The following is a 19,184-nucleotide window of genomic DNA, read 5'->3' as shown; positions in this document are numbered from 1 at the left end:
CGACGGAACGAGGCGAGGCAGCCTTCGAGCGGAGTTCCGACGGTCACGTTGCTTGGTTCACTTGGTCAAATTCTGGCTGAACATTCTTCTGCCCGGAACTCAACGTGCATGTAAACCCTCACGTTTACAGCCAAATTAGTAGATAAATACTATTACATCCCGCTACCTGCTGCATCCAAATTTTTACTATTCCGCAGCCGCCGAATTAATCACCCCTGTTAAAGCTTTGTCAACTCAAATCTCGGAGCATCAACATGCCATCCCTCAAGGATTTTCAGGACGATTACGAGCAAATTTGGGCGTCGCTTCAGATCCGGCCGGAGAAATTTGCATTAGTGCGCAAACTGGCGCAGCAACTCGCTAGTGGCAAGTCACGGTACCAGGAAATCGAGTCGCGCACGGGCGTGCCCTGGTGGTTCATTGGGCTCTGCCACTATCGAGAATCGTCTTTTAACTTTGATACTTATCTCGGTAATGGACAGCCGCTTGAACGACGGACCACTATTGTCCCAAAGGGGCGCGGCCCCTTCACCGGACCACAGGCATTTGCTGAAGGGGCGATCGACGCGCTGCGTCTTGAGGGCTTGGTTGGGGTTAGCGACTGGAGCACTCCGCGAGCACTCTATCGGCTCGAAGGCTTCAACGGCTACGGCTACCACGGCAAGGAGGTAAATTCGCCTTATCTTTGGGGCGGATCGACAGCCTATGGGCCACCAAGCGCGCGCGGTGGAAAGTTTGTGCGTGACCACGTGTTCGACCCGAACGCGATCGACACACAAATCGGTACCGCCGTGATCTTGAAAAGCTTAATCGACATCGACGCATCTATTGAACTCATGGCGCCGCGATCCATAAAGGTCGATGTGTTACGTGAGCCCGACGACGAGCTCGCTGACAGCACGCTATGGGTTCAGCAATCTCTCAATCGCCTCGGTGCGGTGCCGAGCCTCGTCGAGGATGGCCGGAACGGACCGCGGACCATGACAGCCGTTTCGAAATTTCAAGCGCGGTGCGGCTTGGACGATACTGGCCTCTCAGATGCGCACACGATTGCCGCTATCCAAGAAGCGCTGCATCCGGCGGGGCCGGGCAATGCAGTGCTGACACGTATCGATGACTTGGAGCGCCACGTCGCTATGAAAGCGGCTGCTACGACGCAACCCGTCTCGATGCATCCGATGGTGATCTCGTCAGCGAATGTCGCGCCCGCCACGCCGCCCATTGATGTCGCAGCACGGCTCGACGACCTCCTTCAAGCCTTGCGTCGGCAGATCGACGGGGCGCAATTTGCGACCGCGCGGGCGACCCCAGGCTTGGCTTCAGCGGGCCCTGACGGCGCGGCACTCGGACAGGTCAATGGCGCGCTCGGAGAGACGATCGGACAGCTGCTATCTGGCAAGAAGTCGGCAATCGGCATCACAGGCGCTGTTGTGACGCAAATACTCTCACAGGTTCCACTTAGCACAGGTTTGGGTCAAGTTCTGGCACAGCTCACACCGGCTTTCGGACTCAGCCCTTACACAATGCCGATTTTTATAGGGCTTACAGCATGGGGGGTGCTCGGAAAATTCGAGAAATGGGCTGCGGGGGCAATTAGGCCGACATCGTAGCACGCGGCGTATTTTCAGTCGGATCAACCGCGCCTCAGCTTGAGTGGCCAGCGATGTGCCGTAACTCAGACATTCCATCTGTTTGAAGCTTCCGCCGCCAACAAATCCCTGGCGCCGTCGAGGCTAAAGAGCTTAGCGCGAAGCAGACGACTGGGTTTGGCCGAAAGCAGACGGACGGCTTCGGGCGTCAGAACCGAAGAAACCGACCCTCCTTGTTGCAGTTCAGCTCATATCCGCACGAAGGTGCGTATCACCCCTTCACCAACTTGCACGTGCTTTCGGAGAGCGGCCGGAATGCCTGCTCGCCGGGAATGGTCTTCAGGATCTTGTAGAAATCCCAAGGCCCCGCCGACTCTGACGGTGCTTTCACTTGGGCGAGGTACATGTCGTGCACCATGCGTCCGTCCGGGCGCAGCTTGGCGTTCCGCGCGAAGAAGTCCTGGATCGGCAGTTCGCGCATCTTGGCCATGACCCGCAGGCCGTCATCGGTCCCGGCGGCCTCGGCCGCCTTGAGGAAGTGGAGCACGGCCGAATAATCGCCGGCTTGCACCATGGTCGGCATCCGGCCGCCCATCCGCTCGCCGAAGCGCCGGGCGAAGGCGCGCGTCTGCTCATCCATGTCCCAGTAGAAACCCGTCGTCAGGATCATGCCTTGAGCGGCCGGCAGTCCAACGGAATAGATATCAGTTAGGAAGATATTGAGACCGCCCAGCCTCTGCCCGCCCTGCAGGATCCCGAACTCGCTCGCCTGCTTGATCGTGTTGATCGTATCGGCGCCGGCATTGGCCATGCCGATGATCTTCGCCCCCGAGGCCTGCGCCTGCAGCAGGTAGGACGAGAAGTCGGGGTTGGGGAACGGGTGCTTGACCGATCCGAGCACCGTGCCGCCCTTGGCCTTGACGACGCGGGTGACCTGCGACTCTAGGTCGTGCCCGAAGGTGTAGTCGGCCGTGATGAAGAACCATGTATTCTTCGGATCGTCCGCCAGAGCCGAAGCCGTTCCAGCGGCGAGGGAGTACGTGTCCCAGGTCCAGTGGGCACCAGTCGGCGAACAGGCGGCGTTGGTCAGTGCCATGGAGCCGGCACCGGAGTTGATGTCGATCTTCCCCTTGCTGCGCGCGACCTCGCGCACGGCCAGACCGGCAACGGAGGAATTCGTATCGAAGATCGCGTCGACGCCCTCTGTATCGAACCAACGGCGCGCGATCGAAGAAGCGATGTCCGCCTTGTTTTGATGGTCTGCGAAGATCAGCTCGACCTTTCGGCCATCGATCGGCCGGCCAAAATCCTCCACCGCGAGTTGCGCAGCTGTCACGGATCCCCGGCCGGCGAGATCCGAATAACCGCCGGACATGTCGGTCAGAATGCCGATCTTGATGCCGCCATCGGCATATTGGGCGGATGCCGGTACGACGGTGAGGGTGGCGGCGCCGAACGCAACGGCCGCTGTCAAGGAACGACTGATCATTATATCCTCCCGTATTATATTGCTCTCGATGCGACCTCCCGACTTTGAAGAGATCGGGCAGCGCAACCAGGCGACGCTGGTCAGCGACCGCTTACGGCAGAAGACATTCGTTCTGCCGTTCAAAGATAGCTTCGGCCGTCGAGGTAGGCCTTGCGCCAGCGCTTGATCTCGACACGGTCGAACAAGCCCACCTTGTGAAACGGGTCCGCCTGGATGAGTGCCTCGGCTTCCGCGCGGGTGTCGACATCGACAACGTACAGGCCGCCGCCGGCATCGCTCCCGTCGTCGTTCAGCTTCGCGCCACAGGCCAGGAGCCTGTCCTTGATCCGGTCGAGGTAGACGAGATGCTCCGCACGATTGGCCTTGCGAAGGTCGAGGCTTCCGGGCTTGTCGAACGTTTCGATCATATACGGCATGGGCGTTGATCCGTCAGTTGGCTGCGATGGCTGAAGGATGCTGCGCCAGCGGCGTGACGCTGATCGACATGTACGGATAGAGTGGCAGCAAACTCAGGATGTCGTGAAGCTCGTCGTTGCCGGCAGCGTCGAACACGCTGTAGTTGGCATATTGCCCAGCGATGCGCCAAAGGTGCCGCCACGTGCCTTCATGCTGCAGCTTTTGCGCATAGGCCTTTTCCTGGGCTTTCAGGCGATCCGCCTCCACTTTGGGCAAAGTTTCCGGGATGTTGACCTGCATGTGGACCATGTAGAGCATGACGCCGATCCTTTATCGTCGTGACTTCCGAACGCTTCCGACCTCGGACGCATTGCAGTGAACGCTATAGACTATAGACGAGATCAAACTCAAAACGCCGCGGTGCCGTCGAGTCCGACGTGGACCTTCGTGCCCCACACGGCCGATGCTGTGGGCCGCCTTGTGCCTGAGCAGGGCCGGTACGACCCGCACCGCGCCGCTGCTCCTGGAGGGTTATCGGTGAACGGCATGCATCAGGCATCGGCGCGGATCAGGTTGGAAGCCTTCTCGGCGATCATGAACACCGCCGCCTGCGTGTTCCCGGAGACGATGCGCGGCATGACCGAGGCGTCGGCCACGCGAAGCCCTGTCACCCCGCGTACGCGCAGCTGCGGATCCGTGACCGACTCGGGATCGCCACCCATGCGGCAGGTGCCGCAGATGTGGTAGATCGTCTGACCGTCGCGGCGGGCGAAGTCGAGCCAGTCCGCATCCGTCCGGCAGTCCGGGCCCGGGTTGAGTTCGGCGCCGCGGAACTGGTCCATCGGCCCCTGCGCGACGATGGACCGGGCGATCTTCATCCCATCGACCATCGCACGGCGGTCCTCCTCCGTGGCGAGGAAGTTCGGGCGGATCGCCGGGGGCATTAGCGGGTCAGGCGAGGCGGCGTGGATCGTGCCGCGCGACTCCGGCCGCAGTTGCGTGACGCCGATCGTCATGCCGGGCAGGCGATCGAGCTTGCGCTCGGCGGCATTGGCGTAGCTCGCGTGCATGAAGAAGTACTGCACGTCGGGCCCGTCGAGCCCCGGTCGCGTACGCACGAAGCCGTGGGCGAGGCCGGTCCCGAGCGAGAGGATCCCTCGCCGGGTGGCGAGGTAGCGCGCCGCCGCGAGGCCGAGGCGGAGGCCGCGGGTCTGCTCGTTCAGCGTCACTGGCAGGCGCACGCGCCAGTTCATGCGCGTGCAGTAATGGTCCATGTAGTTGGCGCCGACGCCCGGGAGCGCGCGCCGCACCGTCACGCCGAGCCCGGCGAGGATCGCCGGATCACCGAGGCCGGACAATTCCAGGATCTGCGGGGTCTGGGCGGCCCCGGCGGCAAGGATCACCTCCCCGCGGCAACGGAAGAGCCGCTCGCGCCCGCCAACCAGCGCGGCGACGCCGCTCGCCCGATCCTGATCGAATGTCAGCCGCAGGACGTGCGCGTCCGTCACGACGGCGAGGTTCGCGCGTCCCAGCGCAGGCCTCAGGTAGGCGTCGGCGGCGCTGATCCGCCGCCCGCGCCGCTGATTGACCTGGTAATAGCCGAAGCCGTCCTGTCTCTCCGCGTTGTAGTCGGGATTGCGCGGATATCCGGCCGCCTGCGCGGCGGCGATGAGGGCTTCCGCGATCGCCGGCCGCTCGGCGACTTCGGTGAGGGGCAGCGGTCCGCCGCGGGCGCGCAACGGATCCGGCGGCCCGTCATAATCCTCGAGTCTGCGGAAGTAGGGCAGCACGTCCGCGAAGCCCCAGCCGCGGCACCCGGCCTGCGCCCAGGCATCGTAATCCTGCGGCTGCCCGCGCACGTAGATCATGCCGTTGATCAGCGTCGAGCCGCCGAGGCCCCGGCCCCGCGGAACCGCGATCACCCGGCCTCCGGTCGCCTCCTCCGGTTCGGTTTGGAACCGCCAGTTGTAGGACGGGTGCTGGAGCATGCGGCTGAATCCGGCGGGGATCGAGACCCAGGGGCTGCGCGCGCGTCCCCCCGCCTCCAGGAGCAGCACCCGGTGTGTCCCGGATTCGCTCAGCCGGTTGGCCAGCACGCAGCCCGCCGTGCCGCCGCCCACGATCACGTAGTCGAAGTCACCCGCCGCAGCGGCGTCGATATCGATCCGTCCCAACGATCCAGCCTCACAATGCGCCCATGTGGCGGGCCATCAGGGCGATCTGGCGCTCCAGCATCGGCAGGCCCTTCTGGATGCGGCAGCCCGCAGCCTGCGCCGCGGCGAGCAGCGGCGTCGTCTCGGGCGCCATGATCGCCTCGGCGACGAACTGGCCGGCATGGAGGGCGGTCAGATCGAAGGGGGTGGCGTCCTGCGGACGCATCCCGAGCGATGTGCCGTTGACGAGAAGGTCATGGTCCGCCTGGCCTCCCTCGGCCGCGACGGCGAGGGTGGGGTAAGCGGCGCGCAGGCGTTCCGCCAGCGCCTGCGCGCGGTCGGCGGTGCGGTTCAGGATCGTCAGGCGCGCGACGCCCGCCTCCGCGAGCGCGAAGGCGATGGCGCTCGCCGCGCCGCCGGCCCCTGCGAGCGCCGCGCTCCGGCCACGGGGCTCCACGCCCGAAGCACGCAGGGCCTCGACGAAGCCGATGCCGTCCAGCATCGTGCCGACCATGCGCCCGTCCGCCTCGCGCCGGACGCAGTTCACGGCCCCGATCTGCTCGGCCTCGCGGGTGAGCGCGTCGCACAAGCCGGTCATCGCCGTCTTGTGCGGCACCGTGGCGATGAAGCCGCCGAAATTGCGCAGATGCTGGAGTCCCTCGATCACTCCGGCCAAGCCGTCCGCGGTCACGTGGAGCGGGACGAGGATGCCGTCCACCCCGTGACGGGCGAAGAGAGCACCCATCACCTCGGGCGCCTTCACGTGGTAGATCGGGTCCGCCACGATCCCGTAGACCCGGGTCCGTCCGGTGATCCCGGCCGCGGTGATCGCCCCGTCCATGGCCACCCTCCCTTCCATGCCCTGCCTCGACCTGTCTCGGCTCACGTCATGTACAGGCCGCCGGCCACGTCGACGGTCTGGCCGGTGACGAAGCTGGCTTCCGCAGAGGTCAGGTAGAGGGCGAGGTCCGCGACCTCCTCAGGGATACCGAGGCGGCCCATCGGCGTCAGGCGAGCCTGTTCGTCGTTGACCGCGCGGCCCACCGCCCGGACCATCGGGGTCTCGATCCGGCCCGGCGCGATCGCGTTGACGCGGATGCCGAACGGGCCGAGTTCGGCCGCGAGGTGCTTGGTGAGGCCGATCAGCCCCGCCTTCGAGGCCGCGTAATGGCAGGCGACGATCGGCGAGTAGGTCTTGCCCGCCACCGAGGACAGGTTGACGATCCAGCCGCGCCCGGCCGCACACATCGCCGGCGTCAGCGCCCGGACGGTGTTGAACGCCCCCGTCAGATTCACCGCCACGACGCGGTTCCATTCCGCCGGATCCATCTTCCAGACGCGGTGGGCCGCTCCGTCGTGCTTGGGCGAGATGCCGGCATTGTTGACCACCGTGTCGAACGCGCCGTCCAGCGCGGCGGCGGCCTCGGACAGAGCCGCCTCGACCGCCGGATAATCGGCGACATCGAGTTGCATCGGCAGGGCGCGCCCGCCCGCAATCTCGATGGCCGCGACCGTCGCCACCACATCGTCCGGGCTCACGTCGGCGACGCCGACCCGGGCACCACGCGCACCGAAGCCCTCCGCGATCGCGCGGCCTATCCCGCGCCCGGCTCCCGTGACGAGGACGCGCCGGTCGGCATGGCTCGGTCGCCGCGCGATCGCGTTCGGGTTCGTCTCCCGCTCGGTCATCTCAGATCCCCAGATAGGCGCGACGCACGTGATCGTTGTCGAGCAGGGCCGCGGATACGTCGGCGAGCACGATCTCGCCGTTCTCCAGCACGTAGCCCCGATCGGCGACCTGGAGCGTGTGGAACACGTTCTGCTCGACGATCAGCACGGTGGCGCCGGTCTTCACGATCCGGTCGACGACCGCGAAGACCTGCGCCACCACGATCGGCGCGAGGCCGAGCGAGGGCTCGTCGAACATCAGGAGCTTGGGGCGCGCCATCATCCCGCGGGCGATGGCCACCATCTGCTGCTCGCCGCCCGACAGGGAGCCGGCATTCTGGTCGAGGCGCTCGCGCACCCGCGGGAACAGGTCGAGCACCTCCGCCAGCGTCTCCGCCTGCCGCCCCCGCGCCGCGCGGCGGTAGGCGCCCATCAGCAGGTTCTCCCGCACCGTCATCTCGGGGAAGAGCTGACGCCCCTCCGGGATCAGGGTGACGCCCCGCTCCACCATCTCGTGGCCCGAGAGCCGTGTGACGTCCTCGTCCTCGAACAGGATCCGTCCGCGGGTCGGCCTCACCAGGCCGGCGATGGTCCGCAGCGTTGTCGTCTTGCCGGCGCCGTTGGCGCCGACGATGGTCACCACCTCGCCGGCGCGCACGTCCAGCGACACGGCGTGCAGGATGCTGGTCGCGCCGTAGCCGGCATCCACGCACTCAAGCGTGAGCATGGACGAACTCCTTGCCGAGATACGCCTCGATCACGGCGGGATCCCTTACGACGTCCTGCGGGCTGCCCTGGGCGATGATCTGCCCGGAACTCAGGACGATCACCCGGTCGGAGAGCGCCATCACCGCCTGCATGACGTGTTCGATGGCGACGATGCTGACGCCGGAATCGCGGATCGACAGCATCAGGTCGATGGCGCGGCGCACATCGGTCTGGTTGATGCCGGCCATCACCTCGTCGAGGAGCAGCACGCGCGGGCGCATCGCCATCACGCGGGCGACCTCGAGCCGCTTGAGGCCGCCGATGGTGAGGCCGCGGGCCTCACTTTGGAGCCAGGGCGCGAGCCCCATCCGCTCGGCGGTCTCGCGCGCGACCTCCCGCGCCTCGCGCACGTCGCGGTGGCGGTAGAAGGCGCCGACCATGATGTTCTCCTCGACCGTCATGGCCGCGAAGGGCTGCACGATCTGAAAGGTCCGGCCGACGCCGAGGGCGGCGAAGTCCGCCGGTCGGCCCGGTCTGTGCCAGGTCCCATCCGGCGCGCGGACGCTCACCGTTCCGGCATCGGGCTTCAGGAAGCCCGAGATCATATTGAAGACCGTGGTCTTGCCGGCCCCGTTCGGACCGATCAGGCCGAGAATCTCGCCCTCGCGGAGCGTGAAGCCGACATCGTTGGTCACGTGCAGGCCGCCGAAGCGCTTCTGCAGACCCTCGACCTGGATGACGGCATCGCCGACCGGCCGCCGCTCCGCCGCCCGCGGCGCGGCGGCGACCGCACCGGCTTGTACCCCGCGGACGCCGGTTTTCGTCCGTTTGAAGCGCGCGACGAGCCCCATCAGGCCGTTGGGCAGGAACAGGACGACGAGCACCAGTACGAGGCCGTAGACGAGCCCATGGAGCCCGAGCGCCTTCGCGCCGATCCAGCCTCGGGCGAGCTCGGTGATCGGCACGAGGAGGAGCGCGCCGAGCAGCGGTCCGAACACCGTGCCCAGCCCGCCGATCAGAGCGAACATCGCGATCTGGATCGACAGGGTGAGCGAGAACACCGCCGCCGGCTCGATGAAGGTCAGATACATGGCGTGGAAGGTGCCGACCATCGCGGTCAGCGCCCCCGACACCGCCACGGCCACGAGCCGCATGCCCACCGTCGGCACGCCCGCGGCGCGGGCGGCCGATTCCCGCTCGCGGGTCGCAACGAGGTAGAACCCGATCCGGTGGGTCCGCATCCACCACGCGACCGCCAGCGTCAGCAGCAGCAACCCGAAGGCGATGGCCAAGGGCGGCCAGCGATCCCGGAACACCATCCACGCCCAGCCGAACTTCAGCGGGATCATCAGCCCGGTGGCGCCCCCGGTCAGGTCCCGGAAATGCAGGGCCAGCACGCGGAAGACCTCGAGGAAGGCGATCGTCGCCAGCGAGAAGAACGGCCCGTGCAGCCGGAAGCATGGATAGCTGATGGCGAGCGCCACCAGCATGGCGAGCGCGGCGCCCGCCACCATGCCGATCCACGGGCTGATGCCGGCGCCGACGAGCAGCATGCCGCAATAGGCGCCGAGCCCGTAGAAGATGCCGTGGCCGAGGGAGAGCTGGCCGGCATAGCCGCCGACGATGTTCCAGGCGGTCGAGAGCGCCGCGAAGACGCAGATCGTGATGAAGACGTGGTAGACGAACGGATTGCCGATCGCCACCGGGACGGCCACGAGCGCCGCGAGAACGAGGGCCAGCGCCACGGCGCCCGGGCGCGGGAGCGCGGCGCGCACGGGGACCGGTGTCGCGGGGATCGGGATATCGGTCATCGCGGCCCCTTCACGGCGAGACGTGGGACAGCCGAAGCTGTCGCCCGAAGAGGCCCGAGGGCTTCAGGATCAGGATCGCCAGGAACACGCCGAAGACAGCGACCTCGCGCATGTCGGCGCCGACATAGAAGCCGGTGACGCTGTCGATCAGGCCGATCAGGATCGCCCCGACGAAAGCGCCGCGGATCGAGCCGAGGCCGCCGAGCACGACGACCACGAAGGCGATCAGCACGAAGTAGGTGCCGCTGTTGGGCGAGGTCGGATAGAGCGGCGCGATCAGGACCGCGGCCACCCCGACGCAGGCCGCACCGATCCCAAAGGTTAGGGCGTAGATCCGGTTCACGTCGATGCCCATCAGCTCGGCCGCGGCGCGGTTCTGGGCCACGGCCCGGATCGCCCGTCCCGTGCGCGTCCGCGCCAGGAAGGTCTGCAGCCCCGCCACCAGCAGGATCGCCGTGCCGAGGATCACCACCTGCCCGAGCAGCACCCGCACCGGCCCGATCTGCAGCGGCTGGCGCAGGCCCGACGGCGGCGTGTTGGCGATGTCGGCCCCGAAGACGAGAAGGGCGAGGTTGATCAGCACCGTCGACAGGCCGACCGTGGCGAAGATCTGGATGTGATGATCGCCCGCGGCGAGCAGCGGCTGGATCAGGAACCGCTGGGTCAGGGCGCCCAGAAGGAACAGGACGGGGACGACGAGGATCACCGCGGCGAATGGGTGGAGGCCGAGCCCGGTCACGGCAAGGTAGGTCAGGTACATCCCGACCATCAGGAACTCGCCGTGGGCGAAGTTGACCACCTTCACGATGCCGAAGATCAGAGTCAGCCCGACGCTGACGATGGCGAACAGGCCGCCGAGCATCACGCCGTTGGCAAGCACCTGGAGGAAGACGTCCATCCCCGATCTCCGTGACGGCGGTTATCGGCGCGTCTGCATCGGCGCGACGGCGGCGCTCTCGGGATAGACCGTGACGAGCTTGCCGCCCTGCCACTGCATGCCCATCATCGCGGCGCGCTCGTTCTGGTTGTTCTTGCCGAACTTGAACCCGTAGCCGACCGCGGTGACGCCGTCCTTCACGTCGATGCCCTGTGCCGCCTTGACGATGGTGTCGGGCTCGAAGCCCTTCGCCTTGTCGATGGCCTGGAGGATGAGCTTGGCGCCGACGTAGTTGTTGAGCGAATGCCCGGAGCGCGGCGCGGCGCCGTATTTCTTCCGGTAGGCCGCCACGAAGGTCTCGAGGCCCGGCGTGTACTGCGTGTTGACGAGGTACTGGGTGAAATCGGTGTCGAGGACGCCCTCGATGACCTTGTGCCCGACCGCGTCGGCAGTGGGCTGCATCGAGTATCCGCCGCCGCCGCCGATGATGGCGCCCGGCTTGAAGCCCGCCTCGTTGGCCTGCTGGAGGAACAGGACGGAATCGTTCTGGTAGGAGGTCTGGAGCAGGACGTCGATGCCGCGTCCCTTCAGGTCCAGGACGAGCGAGGACATGTCGACCGTCGCGGCCGGATAGCCCTGTGCGGTCACGACGTTGAGCTTGGCCTGGGCGGCATATTTCTTCTGGAAGCTCGCCACCGAGGTGCCGTAGCTCGAATCCTCGTAGATGATGCCGATCTTCAGGTCCTCGGGCTTCTTGCCGAGCCCGGCCGCGACCTTGTTGACGATCATCTCGACCGCGAGCTTGGCCATGTCCTCGGCCGTCGGGTTGGTGCGGTAGAGATACTGCAGCCCGCGCCCGGTCACCTCCTCGGCCACCGCGCCGAGCTCGAAATACGGGATGCCCGACAGCTCGGCCACCTGGCTCGCGGCGATCGAGCGAGCCGACGAATAGGAACCGAAGATCGCCACCACCCGCTCCAGGGAGATGAGGCGGCGCGCCTCGCCGATCGCCTGGTTGTTGTCGACCGCGTCGCCCCGGGCGAGCACGACCTTCTGCCCCTGGACGCCACCCGCGGCGTTGATCTCGTCGACGGCGATCTCGACGCCCCGTGCGCTCTCCTCGCCCAGGAGCGCGAGTTGCCCGCTGAACGGGAAGAGCGCGCCGAACGTCACGTCGGCGGCCCGGGCCGTCGCCTGGGCCGCGGCGCCCAGCGCGAGGGCGGCGGCGAGTGCACGCGCCAGAACTCTCATCGTTTCCTCCCGTGTCAGTCGTCGACCCAGCGCTTCGCGCGCCTTCTCGTCGGGTCGGTCGGCGGCGTCAGTAGGCGAGCGCGTCGTTGCCCTCGAAGCTGGTGATCGGCGGGTAGGCGCGCTGGTCGGTGATCACGTCGATCACCGTCACGGCGCCGCTGGCGAGCGCGGCGTGCAGCGCCGGCGCGAGATCCCCGGGGCGCTCCACGCGCGTTCCGGCGCAGCCGCAGGCCCGCGCGATCGCGGCATGGTCCACCGCCTCGAAATCGCAGACGTCAGTGAAGTCGCCGAACAGGCTCAGCTCCGCGTGTTTCTGGTAGCCGAGGATCTGATTGTTCAAGACGACGACGATGACCGGAAGCCGCATGCGCCGCGCCGTCTCCAGCTCCGACCAGACATGGCCGAAACCGCCGTCACCGGTCACGCAGATCACAGGCGCCTCCGGGCGCGCCGCCTTGGCGCCGAGGGCGAAGGGCAGGCCCCAGCCGAGGCCCGCGATGCCGCGCGGTGTCAGGAAGCGCTGGCCGGACGTCCGCGCAGTGAGGAAGTTGGCGATCCAGATCGAGGCGTAGCTCGCGTCGGCGACGACGATTGTCTCGGGCGTCGTCACCGCGTCGATCTCGGCCATGATCCGCTCCGGCCGGATCGGTGTGGCCTCCATGTCGACGAGGCGGGCCAGGTCGTCGGCGTGGGCCTCACGGGCACGGACGATCGTGTCTTCGAGAGCCGCGCGGCGGCCCTCGAGCCCGGACAGATCGCGCTGCCGAAGGGCCTCGGCGAGGGCGGCGAGCGTCAGCTTGGCGTCGCCGACGAGGCGCAGGGACTCGTAGTTGCGGCCGACCTCGCCCCCGTCCACGTCGAGATGGATGAATCGGGCCCCCTTCGGGTAGAGCGACCAGCTATCGGTGCCGTTCTGGTTGGTGCGGTTGCCGACCAGGAGGACGACATCGGCCTCCGTGACGAGCGTGCGCAGATGGGACGAGCGCCCCCGTGGCGCCATGAAGTAACCGACCACGCCGATCGAGAGCGGGTCGGTCTCGGCGACGGCGCCCTTGCCCATCACCGTGGTGGCAACCGGCAGTCCGAGTGCCTGGAGCGCGATCAGTTCGGGGCCTGCACCCGAGGAATGAACGCCACCACCCGCGATCAACAGCGGGCGCTGCGCTCCGGCGATCAGGTCGGCGGCCTGCGCGATCCGGGCCGGATCGGCGACCGTGCGGTCGAGGGGGTAGGTGCCGAGGCTGGCCGAACGGCGGGGCGCGGCGGCCTCGAAGTCGGGGCGCTCGTCGAGCAGGTCGAGGGGCACCAGCAGCACGGCCGGCCCCGGACGCCCGGAGGCCGCGGCGGCGAAGGCCATGTCGACGTAATCGTCGATGCGCTCGGCGACCGCGACCCGGCGCACCCATTTGGCGACGCCCGCGAACAGGGCGAGGTGATCGAGTTCCTGGAAGGCGTTCCTGTCGGTGAAGCGGCGGTGGACGTCCTGGACGATCGCCACGACCGGAATAGAGGCCTTCAGGGCTTCCGCGAGCCCGGGCACCAGCAGGGTGGCGGCGGGGCCGTTCTGGGCCGCGACCACCGCGACGCGGCCGGAGATCCGCGCATACGCATCGGCCATCGCGGCGCCGGCGTTCTCGGTGCGGTAGCCGATCTGGCGGATGCCGTGATGCGGCGCGGCCAGGAACAGGGCCGAGGGGATGCTCTGGCCGAACACGTCGCGGACCCCGTGCCGGTGGAGCGCGGCGGCGAGGGCGTGGGCGCCGGTCATGTTGGCGCGCTCGAACATCTCGGACATCAGCGGCTCCCTCGCACGGTCTCGCCCATCGCCAGGACGATCTTCCCGATATGCTGGCCCGCATCCATGCGGGCATGGGCCTCGGCGACCCGGTCGAACGGGTACACGGAGTCGATTGGCGGCCGCGCCCGCCCCGCCGCGAGCAACGGCAGGACGTGCTCGGCGAGGGCATCGGCGAGGCGCGCCTTCAGGGCGACCGGACGGGCCCGCAGCGTCGAGCCCGTCAGCGTCACCCGCTTCATCAGGAGCGGCTGGAAGTCGATCTCCGTCACGCGCGAGCCTTGCTGGAAGGCGATCTGCGCGATGCGCCCGTCGACCGCCACGGCGTCGAGATTGCGGGCGATGTACGGGCCGCCGACCATGTCGAGGATCACGTCGGGCCCGCTTCCGCCGGTGGCCGCCCTGGCTGCGGCGACGAAATCGTCCTGCCGATAATCGATCGCGGTATCCGCGCCGAGCCTCAGGCAGGCCGCGCACTTCTCCGGCGAACCCGCGGTGACGAGGACCTTGGCGCCGCGCGCCTTCGCGAGCAGGATCGCGGTCGTGCCGATGCCCGAGGAACCGCCGTGGATCAGCAGGCTCTCGCCCGCCTGCAGCCGGGCGCGCTCGAACACGTTGCTCCACACGGTGAAATAGGTCTCGGGGATTGCGCCCGCCTCGACCGCCAGGAGGCCTTCCGGCACGGGAAGCGCGACGGCCTCGTCGACGACGGCCCATTCGGCGTAGGCGCCGCTCTGCACCAGCGCCATCACCCGGTCTCCAGGCTGAAAGCGCCCGGCACCGGGCCCGAGGGCCTCGACGATGCCGGCGAGTTCGAGCCCGAGCACGTCGGAGGCGCCGGGCGGCGGTGGGTACCGGCCCTCGCGCTGCATCACGTCCGGCCGGTTGATGCCCGCCGCCTCGACGCGCACGAGCACTTGGCCCTGGCCCGGCTCCGGACGAGGTCGCTCGACGATCCGGAGGACTTCGGGACCGCCCGGCCCCGCGGCGATGACCGCTCGCATCCCGGTGCTCATCCCCCCTCCCCCTGCGTTGCAACGGCTTCGGGAAGAAGCAGCACCTTCATGGCCTGCCGACTGCGCGCGAGATCGAACGCCGCCCCGGCTTCGGCGAGGGGGCGTCGATGCGTGATCAGCGCCGCGAGCGTCCCGGCATGGGCGGCGAGAAGGCGGATCGCCTCGTCGAAGGCACGCGCCGTGGTGTCGTGGGCCGCACGAAGCTGCTTCTTGCTGCGAACGAAGCCGGTCAGATCGAGGTCGAGGGATCCGGAGTGGATTCCGGCCACCACCAGCACGCCGCCCGAACGCAGCACGGCCAACCCCTCGACCACCGACCGGGCTGATCCCGTCGCCTCGATCACCCGGTCGGCCTCCCCGCCAAAGGCATGCCGGACAGCGGCTTCCAGGCTGCCGCCGGTGAGATCTGTGGTCTCGCGGATGCCGATCCGGCGGGCGAGGTCGAGGCGGGCGGTGTCGTCGAGGCCGGCGAGCAATACGGCCGCGCCCCGGAGCTGCGCCACGAAGGCGATGCAGAGCCCGATCGGGCCCGGCCCGAGCACCACCACTCGGTCGCCAGGCCCCACCTCCGCCACGTCGACGGCGTTGACCGCCACCGCCAGGGGCTCGGCCAAGGCCGCGACGGTCAGAGGCACGTCGTCAGGGAGACGGCGGCAATTCGCGGCCGGAACGACGACCTGTTGGGCAAAGGCCCCGTCGGCGTGCAGGCCGACGACCCGCCGGCCCTGGCAATCCTGCGGCCGGTCGGCGGAGCAGGCCGCGCAGTCCCCGCACGCCACCGTGGGCCAGCACGTGACCCGGTCGCCCACCGCGAGCGCCGTCACGCTGTCTCCCACAGCCCGGACCGTACCGGCGAACTCATGGCCGAGGGTGACCGGCATGAAGGCGGTCATGAAGCCGTAGCCCGGCGTCCACTCGTAGGCGTGGATGTCGCTGCCGCAGATGCCAGCAGCGGCAACCGCGATGGTCACGCGGCCCGCGCCCGGGCCGGGCGGTGCATCGACGTGGACGAGGTCTGCCCCGAAGGCAGCCGTCGCCTTGCGCAACGCAAGCATTTCCGTCCCCTGTCTACCGCTCGGCCTCGCGGCCCGGCAGCCCGCGACGCGGTGCGAGCCGTCGACGCAGTATGTAATTTGTTATAACAAACATCGCGCAATGAGGCGGAATATGTCAAGCGCTTCGGCGTCAGAACCCGAAACCGGCGAAATCTTGCCGGACTGGGTCCGTCCGATCGTCAAGGAGAGCCTAAGCGAGCGCGCTTATCGCGAGCTTCGCGTCGCGCTGATGCGCGGGCAGCTGCGACCAGACACGCGATTGCGTCTCCGCCCGATGTCGGCCCGGTTCGGCATCAGCGCGACACCCATGCGCGAGGCCCTGCTCAGACTCGTCTCCGAGAAGGCGCTGGCCCTCGATGCGCGCGGCAGTGTCGTTGTGCCCAGGCTGGCCCTGGATCAGCTCCTGGAGATCCGGGCGATCCGCACAGACCTCGAGGGACGGGCGGCTGCCGCGGCCATCGCTTCACCTGTCGCGGAGATTGATGCTCTCGAAGCGATCCACGCGCAGATCTCACAGTGCCATGCGAGCCGCGACTTCGCGCGCGCCGTGAACCTCAACACCGAGTTCCACTTGTCGCTGTGCAGGCTCGGAGGGATGCCGATCCTGTATGAGATCGTCGAACTGCTATGGGTGCGATGCGGCCCGATCCTCTCGCACCTCTATGACGACGGTGTCCCTGATTGGGAGCCCCATCCCCATCGGCGCATCATCGACGCCTTGCGCCGGGGCGACTCGGACGCGGCGCGCGATGCGGTCCGAGAGGATATCGAGCGCGGTGGCAGCGGGTTGTTTGCCCATGTCCGCGCGTCTCCCGCGGGGTGATCCGGGGAGGGTGCCTGGGACCCGCCGAAGAGATCTTTGGCCTGCCCCTCCAGCATCTGGCCGTAAGCTCTGCGTTGCCCGCCGCGCCGCGTGGATCGGACTCGATCAGTCAGCCGGAACGGGCGGCGATGGCAAGGTTTCCTTCGCGTCGGCGGGCGGCTCGACCTTGGCGACATTCAAGGTCATGCAGACGAGGTCGTAGTAGCCGCTGACTGCGATGAGATCCATCGCCCCCTGTTCTCCGAACCGGGCGACCACCGACTTGTACAGGGCGTCGGACACTTGCCTGTCACGATGAAGCTGGGTCGAGAAATCGTAGATCAGCGCCTCGTCGGTACTCATGCTGGCCGGCCGCCGGCCGGCCTTCAAGTGCTCGGCGATCGAGGGGCGAAGGCCAGCCTTAATGGCCAGCGGATGATGCGCGTACCATTCATAGCCGGAACTCCATACCCGGCCGGTGATCAGGATTGCGAACTCGTTGAGATCACGAGGCAGGCTCGTATTGAACCGGAGGTACTCGCCGACTTTTTGTAGACGATTGCTGAGTTCGGGTGAGCGCAGCCACGCATTGAACGGGCCGTCAAGGGATTTTCGCGGTCCGGAGAGGATCGCGTCCGCGGCGCTCTTCTGGGCTGCCGTCATCTGATCTGGTTGCAGAGGCGGGAAACGCTCGACGGTCTGCACTGAGGTGTCGTTCGCAGCCAGCAGCAGGCTGACGGCGGCTAGAACTAGCACTTTCATCGGCGCTCCTCCCATTCCGGATTTTGCAACCGAATACGGTCATGTTGGCCAAACGAACCGTTTGTGTCTATCCGTCCGTCAATATGAACAGTCTTCATGGCGGCATTGATCTCTGAATGCCGACTCCCTGCCCGAAATGCCCGCCATGCAGATCGTCCGCGCTGCCCTTCCGGAAGCCTTCGCGAGGGCGCTCGGAATGGAGTTGCTCGTCCCGCCCGAAATTCAAGTTGTGTGACCGGCAGCGTCCAGATTCGAAATCTGCGCGGCCGCAGCGTTCGCTATCAAGATGCTGACAGCGTCTGCCCACAGACCGGACTGGGCTCGTTTCAACCGTCGAGGGCGATCGTCATCAACATACTGCAAGCCGCGCTTGCCGGCCCGGCAGTTGGATACCACTGAGCGCATCTCGGTCACTCGTTTAGGCCGGGATCCGCGTGCCATCCCAGGCGAAGACGCCGCCGGTATCCTTCACGCCGAGGCTATCGAGCACGCGTAGAAGACGGGACGCGCTCACGTCGGGTTGAACGACATTCTTAGTCGGATCTGACCGGAAGGGCCGCGACAAGGCGGAAGCGACCGTACCCGGATGCAAGCCGACGACGAGTGCCTCCGGTCGAGTGCGAGCCACTTCGATCGAGAGGGTCCGCAGGATCTGGTTCAACGCCGCTTTCGACGCGCGATAGGAGTACCAGCCGCCCAACCGGTTGTCGTCGATGGAGCCAACCCGCGCCGACAACGCCGCAAACACGCAGCGTCCCCGGCGCGCCAGCACCGGCACGAAATGCTTGGCGACGAGCGCCGGGCCGATCGTGTTGACCGAAAAGACAGCGGCCATCGCGGCGGGATCGAGCGCCTTGAATGTCTTCTCGGGCGAAACGCCGTCCTGATGAAGGATGCCGGTTGCGATGATGACCAAACCGACAGGTCCGGCCGCACTGACGTTGGCCGCAGCCGCAGCGATCGTCGCCTCATCGCCGAGGTCGATCGGAACGGTGCGAACGCCTCGGGGAGTTGACGGCTCCGAACGGGAGAGCGCGAAGACCGGGGCGTAGGCTTCGCTGGCAGCGAGGGCGCACACCAGAGCACGGCCTATCCCGCCCGAGGCGCCGATGACGACCGCGCTGGTCGAGGCTGGCGCCGTCAACGCGAAGCCCTGCCGACGTTCGCAGAGGGTCGGTCCAGCTTGCGGAAGATCAGGCTGAGGTTGTTGGCGGGCATCGCGACGCGCTCGGCGAGATGGAGCCCATGCGTGTCGGCGGCAACCGCGACGGCCTCGACGTCACGGACACCCCAGGACGCGTTCCTCGTGCGCAGGCCATCGTCGAACGCGGCGTTGCTCGGCGCGGTGTGGGCACCATCCTCCCGAAATGGGCCATAGAGGTAGAGAATTCCCCCCACAGGAAGCGTCGCACCCGCGCCGGCCATCAGCCCGGTTGTCGCGTCCCAGGCCGCGATATGGATCATGTTGATCGCGACGATCGCGTCGACCTTCGCCACCGGCCATAGCTGCCGGGTTGCATCGATCGCCAGCGGGGCCCGGAGATTCGCGAGGCCAGAGGCACGCGTATGGGCGACGATGCTGCGGCGCGCCACCTCGTCCGGATCGCTGGGCTGCCAGTCGAGGGCAGGCATCGCCCGGGCGAAGTGGACGGCGTGCTCGCCTGATCCGCTTGCGATCTCCAGAACGAGGCCGCTGGGTGGAAAGACGCGCCCCAGGATTTCGACGATCGCCGCGGCGTTGCGCGCAACGGCCGGCGAGAACAGGGCATCCGACATGGGGGGCTTCAAGCGATGATCCCTTGGGGCCGCGTG

The 19,184-nt window shown here is 67.4% G+C and carries 18 protein-coding genes; 2 read left to right on the top strand and 16 right to left on the bottom strand.

Annotation, left to right across the window (positions count from 1 at the left end):
• Positions 1 to 254: 254 nt before the first annotated feature.
• Entirely contained in the window at positions 255 to 1,610 is a 1,356-nt protein-coding gene (locus MKK67_RS03130) for a peptidoglycan-binding protein (RefSeq protein ID WP_243962183.1), read from the top strand.
• A 250-nt stretch (positions 1,611 to 1,860) separates the two neighbouring features.
• Here the strand turns inward: MKK67_RS03130 and MKK67_RS03125 are convergent, their stop codons facing one another.
• The 13 genes from MKK67_RS03125 to MKK67_RS03065 form a co-directional block, all read right to left on the bottom strand.
• Complete coding sequence (locus tag MKK67_RS03125; protein ID WP_279601407.1) at positions 1,861 to 3,078, bottom strand: ABC transporter substrate-binding protein; 1,218 nt, start codon at positions 3,076 to 3,078, stop codon at positions 1,861 to 1,863.
• A 119-nt stretch (positions 3,079 to 3,197) separates the two neighbouring features.
• Positions 3,198 to 3,494, bottom strand: a complete 297-nt coding sequence (locus MKK67_RS03120; RefSeq protein WP_243962182.1) for a YciI family protein — start codon at positions 3,492 to 3,494, stop codon at positions 3,198 to 3,200.
• Positions 3,495 to 3,507: 13 nt separating this feature from the next.
• Positions 3,508 to 3,792: a muconolactone Delta-isomerase gene (catC, locus tag MKK67_RS03115; RefSeq protein WP_243962181.1), complete on the bottom strand. Its 285-nt coding sequence runs from the start codon at positions 3,790 to 3,792 to the stop codon at positions 3,508 to 3,510.
• Between the two features lie 233 nt (positions 3,793 to 4,025).
• On the bottom strand, positions 4,026 to 5,648 hold the full coding sequence (locus MKK67_RS03110) for a GMC family oxidoreductase (protein ID WP_243962180.1): 1,623 nt from the start codon (positions 5,646 to 5,648) through the stop codon (positions 4,026 to 4,028).
• A 10-nt stretch (positions 5,649 to 5,658) separates the two neighbouring features.
• Positions 5,659 to 6,486, bottom strand: coding sequence for a shikimate dehydrogenase family protein (locus MKK67_RS03105; RefSeq protein WP_243962179.1), 828 nt, complete (start codon positions 6,484 to 6,486; stop codon positions 5,659 to 5,661).
• Positions 6,487 to 6,509: 23 nt separating this feature from the next.
• Positions 6,510 to 7,316 carry a 3-oxoacyl-ACP reductase FabG gene (gene fabG, locus MKK67_RS03100; RefSeq protein ID WP_243962178.1) on the bottom strand — a complete coding sequence of 269 codons (807 nt, stop codon included), beginning with the start codon at positions 7,314 to 7,316 and terminating at the stop codon, positions 6,510 to 6,512.
• A gap of 1 nt (position 7,317) precedes the next feature.
• The gene (locus tag MKK67_RS03095) at positions 7,318 to 8,022 is read right to left on the bottom strand and encodes an ABC transporter ATP-binding protein (protein WP_243962177.1); all 705 of its coding nucleotides are present in this window, start codon (positions 8,020 to 8,022) and stop codon (positions 7,318 to 7,320) included.
• Entirely contained in the window at positions 8,009 to 9,814 is a 1,806-nt protein-coding gene (locus tag MKK67_RS03090; protein ID WP_243962176.1) for an ABC transporter permease subunit, read from the bottom strand. The genes MKK67_RS03095 and MKK67_RS03090 overlap by 14 nt, the downstream gene beginning before the upstream one ends.
• A 10-nt stretch (positions 9,815 to 9,824) precedes the next feature.
• Positions 9,825 to 10,712: a branched-chain amino acid ABC transporter permease gene (locus tag MKK67_RS03085; protein ID WP_243962175.1), complete on the bottom strand. Its 888-nt coding sequence runs from the start codon at positions 10,710 to 10,712 to the stop codon at positions 9,825 to 9,827.
• A gap of 21 nt (positions 10,713 to 10,733) precedes the next feature.
• On the bottom strand, positions 10,734 to 11,942 hold the full coding sequence (locus MKK67_RS03080; RefSeq protein ID WP_243962174.1) for an ABC transporter substrate-binding protein: 1,209 nt from the start codon (positions 11,940 to 11,942) through the stop codon (positions 10,734 to 10,736).
• Positions 11,943 to 12,009: 67 nt separating this feature from the next.
• Entirely contained in the window at positions 12,010 to 13,737 is a 1,728-nt protein-coding gene (locus tag MKK67_RS03075) for an acetolactate synthase catalytic subunit (RefSeq protein ID WP_243962173.1), read from the bottom strand.
• Positions 13,737 to 14,753 (bottom strand): NAD(P)H-quinone oxidoreductase, encoded by a 1,017-nt coding sequence (locus tag MKK67_RS03070; RefSeq protein ID WP_243962172.1) that lies wholly within the window; start codon positions 14,751 to 14,753, stop codon positions 13,737 to 13,739. The genes MKK67_RS03075 and MKK67_RS03070 overlap by 1 nt, the downstream gene beginning before the upstream one ends.
• Positions 14,750 to 15,808: a zinc-dependent alcohol dehydrogenase gene (locus tag MKK67_RS03065; protein ID WP_243962171.1), complete on the bottom strand. Its 1,059-nt coding sequence runs from the start codon at positions 15,806 to 15,808 to the stop codon at positions 14,750 to 14,752. Before MKK67_RS03065 ends, MKK67_RS03070 begins: the two co-directional genes overlap by 4 nt.
• 112 nt (positions 15,809 to 15,920) lie before the next feature.
• Here MKK67_RS03065 and MKK67_RS03060 point away from each other — a divergent pair, with 112 nt between their 5' ends.
• On the top strand, positions 15,921 to 16,631 hold the full coding sequence (locus tag MKK67_RS03060; RefSeq protein WP_243962170.1) for a GntR family transcriptional regulator: 711 nt from the start codon (positions 15,921 to 15,923) through the stop codon (positions 16,629 to 16,631).
• Positions 16,632 to 16,736: 105 nt separating this feature from the next.
• Here the strand turns inward: MKK67_RS03060 and MKK67_RS03055 are convergent, their stop codons facing one another.
• The 3 genes from MKK67_RS03055 to MKK67_RS03045 all read right to left on the bottom strand — a co-directional run bounded on the left by MKK67_RS03055 (position 16,737) and on the right by MKK67_RS03045 (position 19,148).
• Positions 16,737 to 17,372 (bottom strand): carboxymuconolactone decarboxylase family protein, encoded by a 636-nt coding sequence (locus tag MKK67_RS03055; RefSeq protein ID WP_243962169.1) that lies wholly within the window; start codon positions 17,370 to 17,372, stop codon positions 16,737 to 16,739.
• Between the two features lie 418 nt (positions 17,373 to 17,790).
• Complete coding sequence (locus MKK67_RS03050) at positions 17,791 to 18,516, bottom strand: SDR family NAD(P)-dependent oxidoreductase (RefSeq protein ID WP_243962168.1); 726 nt, start codon at positions 18,514 to 18,516, stop codon at positions 17,791 to 17,793.
• Positions 18,513 to 19,148 (bottom strand): DUF938 domain-containing protein, encoded by a 636-nt coding sequence (locus MKK67_RS03045; RefSeq protein ID WP_243962167.1) that lies wholly within the window; start codon positions 19,146 to 19,148, stop codon positions 18,513 to 18,515. Before MKK67_RS03045 ends, MKK67_RS03050 begins: the two co-directional genes overlap by 4 nt.
• Positions 19,149 to 19,184: the final 36 nt, after the last annotated feature.

The organism is Methylobacterium sp. J-072 (assembly GCF_022829425.1).
GTDB lineage: Bacteria > Pseudomonadota > Alphaproteobacteria > Rhizobiales > Beijerinckiaceae > Methylobacterium.
This window is presented reverse-complemented; position numbering and strand designations above follow the sequence as displayed.

Bases quoted from the DNA above. Each gene is read 5' to 3' on its own strand.
- MKK67_RS03130 (WP_243962183.1), top strand. From the start codon at position 255: ATGCCATCCCTCAAGGATTTTCAGGACGATTACGAGCAAATTTGGGCG.
- MKK67_RS03125 (WP_279601407.1), bottom strand. From the start codon at position 3,078: ATGATCAGTCGTTCCTTGACAGCGGCCGTTGCGTTCGGCGCCGCCACC.
- MKK67_RS03120 (WP_243962182.1), bottom strand. From the start codon at position 3,494: ATGCCGTATATGATCGAAACGTTCGACAAGCCCGGAAGCCTCGACCTT.
- catC (WP_243962181.1), bottom strand. From the start codon at position 3,792: ATGCTCTACATGGTCCACATGCAGGTCAACATCCCGGAAACTTTGCCC.
- MKK67_RS03105 (WP_243962179.1), bottom strand. From the start codon at position 6,486: ATGGAAGGGAGGGTGGCCATGGACGGGGCGATCACCGCGGCCGGGATC.
- fabG (WP_243962178.1), bottom strand. From the start codon at position 7,316: ATGACCGAGCGGGAGACGAACCCGAACGCGATCGCGCGGCGACCGAGC.
- MKK67_RS03095 (WP_243962177.1), bottom strand. From the start codon at position 8,022: ATGCTCACGCTTGAGTGCGTGGATGCCGGCTACGGCGCGACCAGCATC.
- MKK67_RS03090 (WP_243962176.1), bottom strand. From the start codon at position 9,814: ATGACCGATATCCCGATCCCCGCGACACCGGTCCCCGTGCGCGCCGCG.
- MKK67_RS03085 (WP_243962175.1), bottom strand. From the start codon at position 10,712: ATGGACGTCTTCCTCCAGGTGCTTGCCAACGGCGTGATGCTCGGCGGC.
- MKK67_RS03080 (WP_243962174.1), bottom strand. From the start codon at position 11,942: ATGAGAGTTCTGGCGCGTGCACTCGCCGCCGCCCTCGCGCTGGGCGCC.
- MKK67_RS03075 (WP_243962173.1), bottom strand. From the start codon at position 13,737: ATGTCCGAGATGTTCGAGCGCGCCAACATGACCGGCGCCCACGCCCTC.
- MKK67_RS03070 (WP_243962172.1), bottom strand. From the start codon at position 14,753: ATGAGCACCGGGATGCGAGCGGTCATCGCCGCGGGGCCGGGCGGTCCC.
- MKK67_RS03065 (WP_243962171.1), bottom strand. From the start codon at position 15,808: ATGCTTGCGTTGCGCAAGGCGACGGCTGCCTTCGGGGCAGACCTCGTC.
- MKK67_RS03060 (WP_243962170.1), top strand. From the start codon at position 15,921: ATGTCAAGCGCTTCGGCGTCAGAACCCGAAACCGGCGAAATCTTGCCG.
- MKK67_RS03055 (WP_243962169.1), bottom strand. From the start codon at position 17,372: ATGAAAGTGCTAGTTCTAGCCGCCGTCAGCCTGCTGCTGGCTGCGAAC.
- MKK67_RS03045 (WP_243962167.1), bottom strand. From the start codon at position 19,148: ATGTCGGATGCCCTGTTCTCGCCGGCCGTTGCGCGCAACGCCGCGGCG.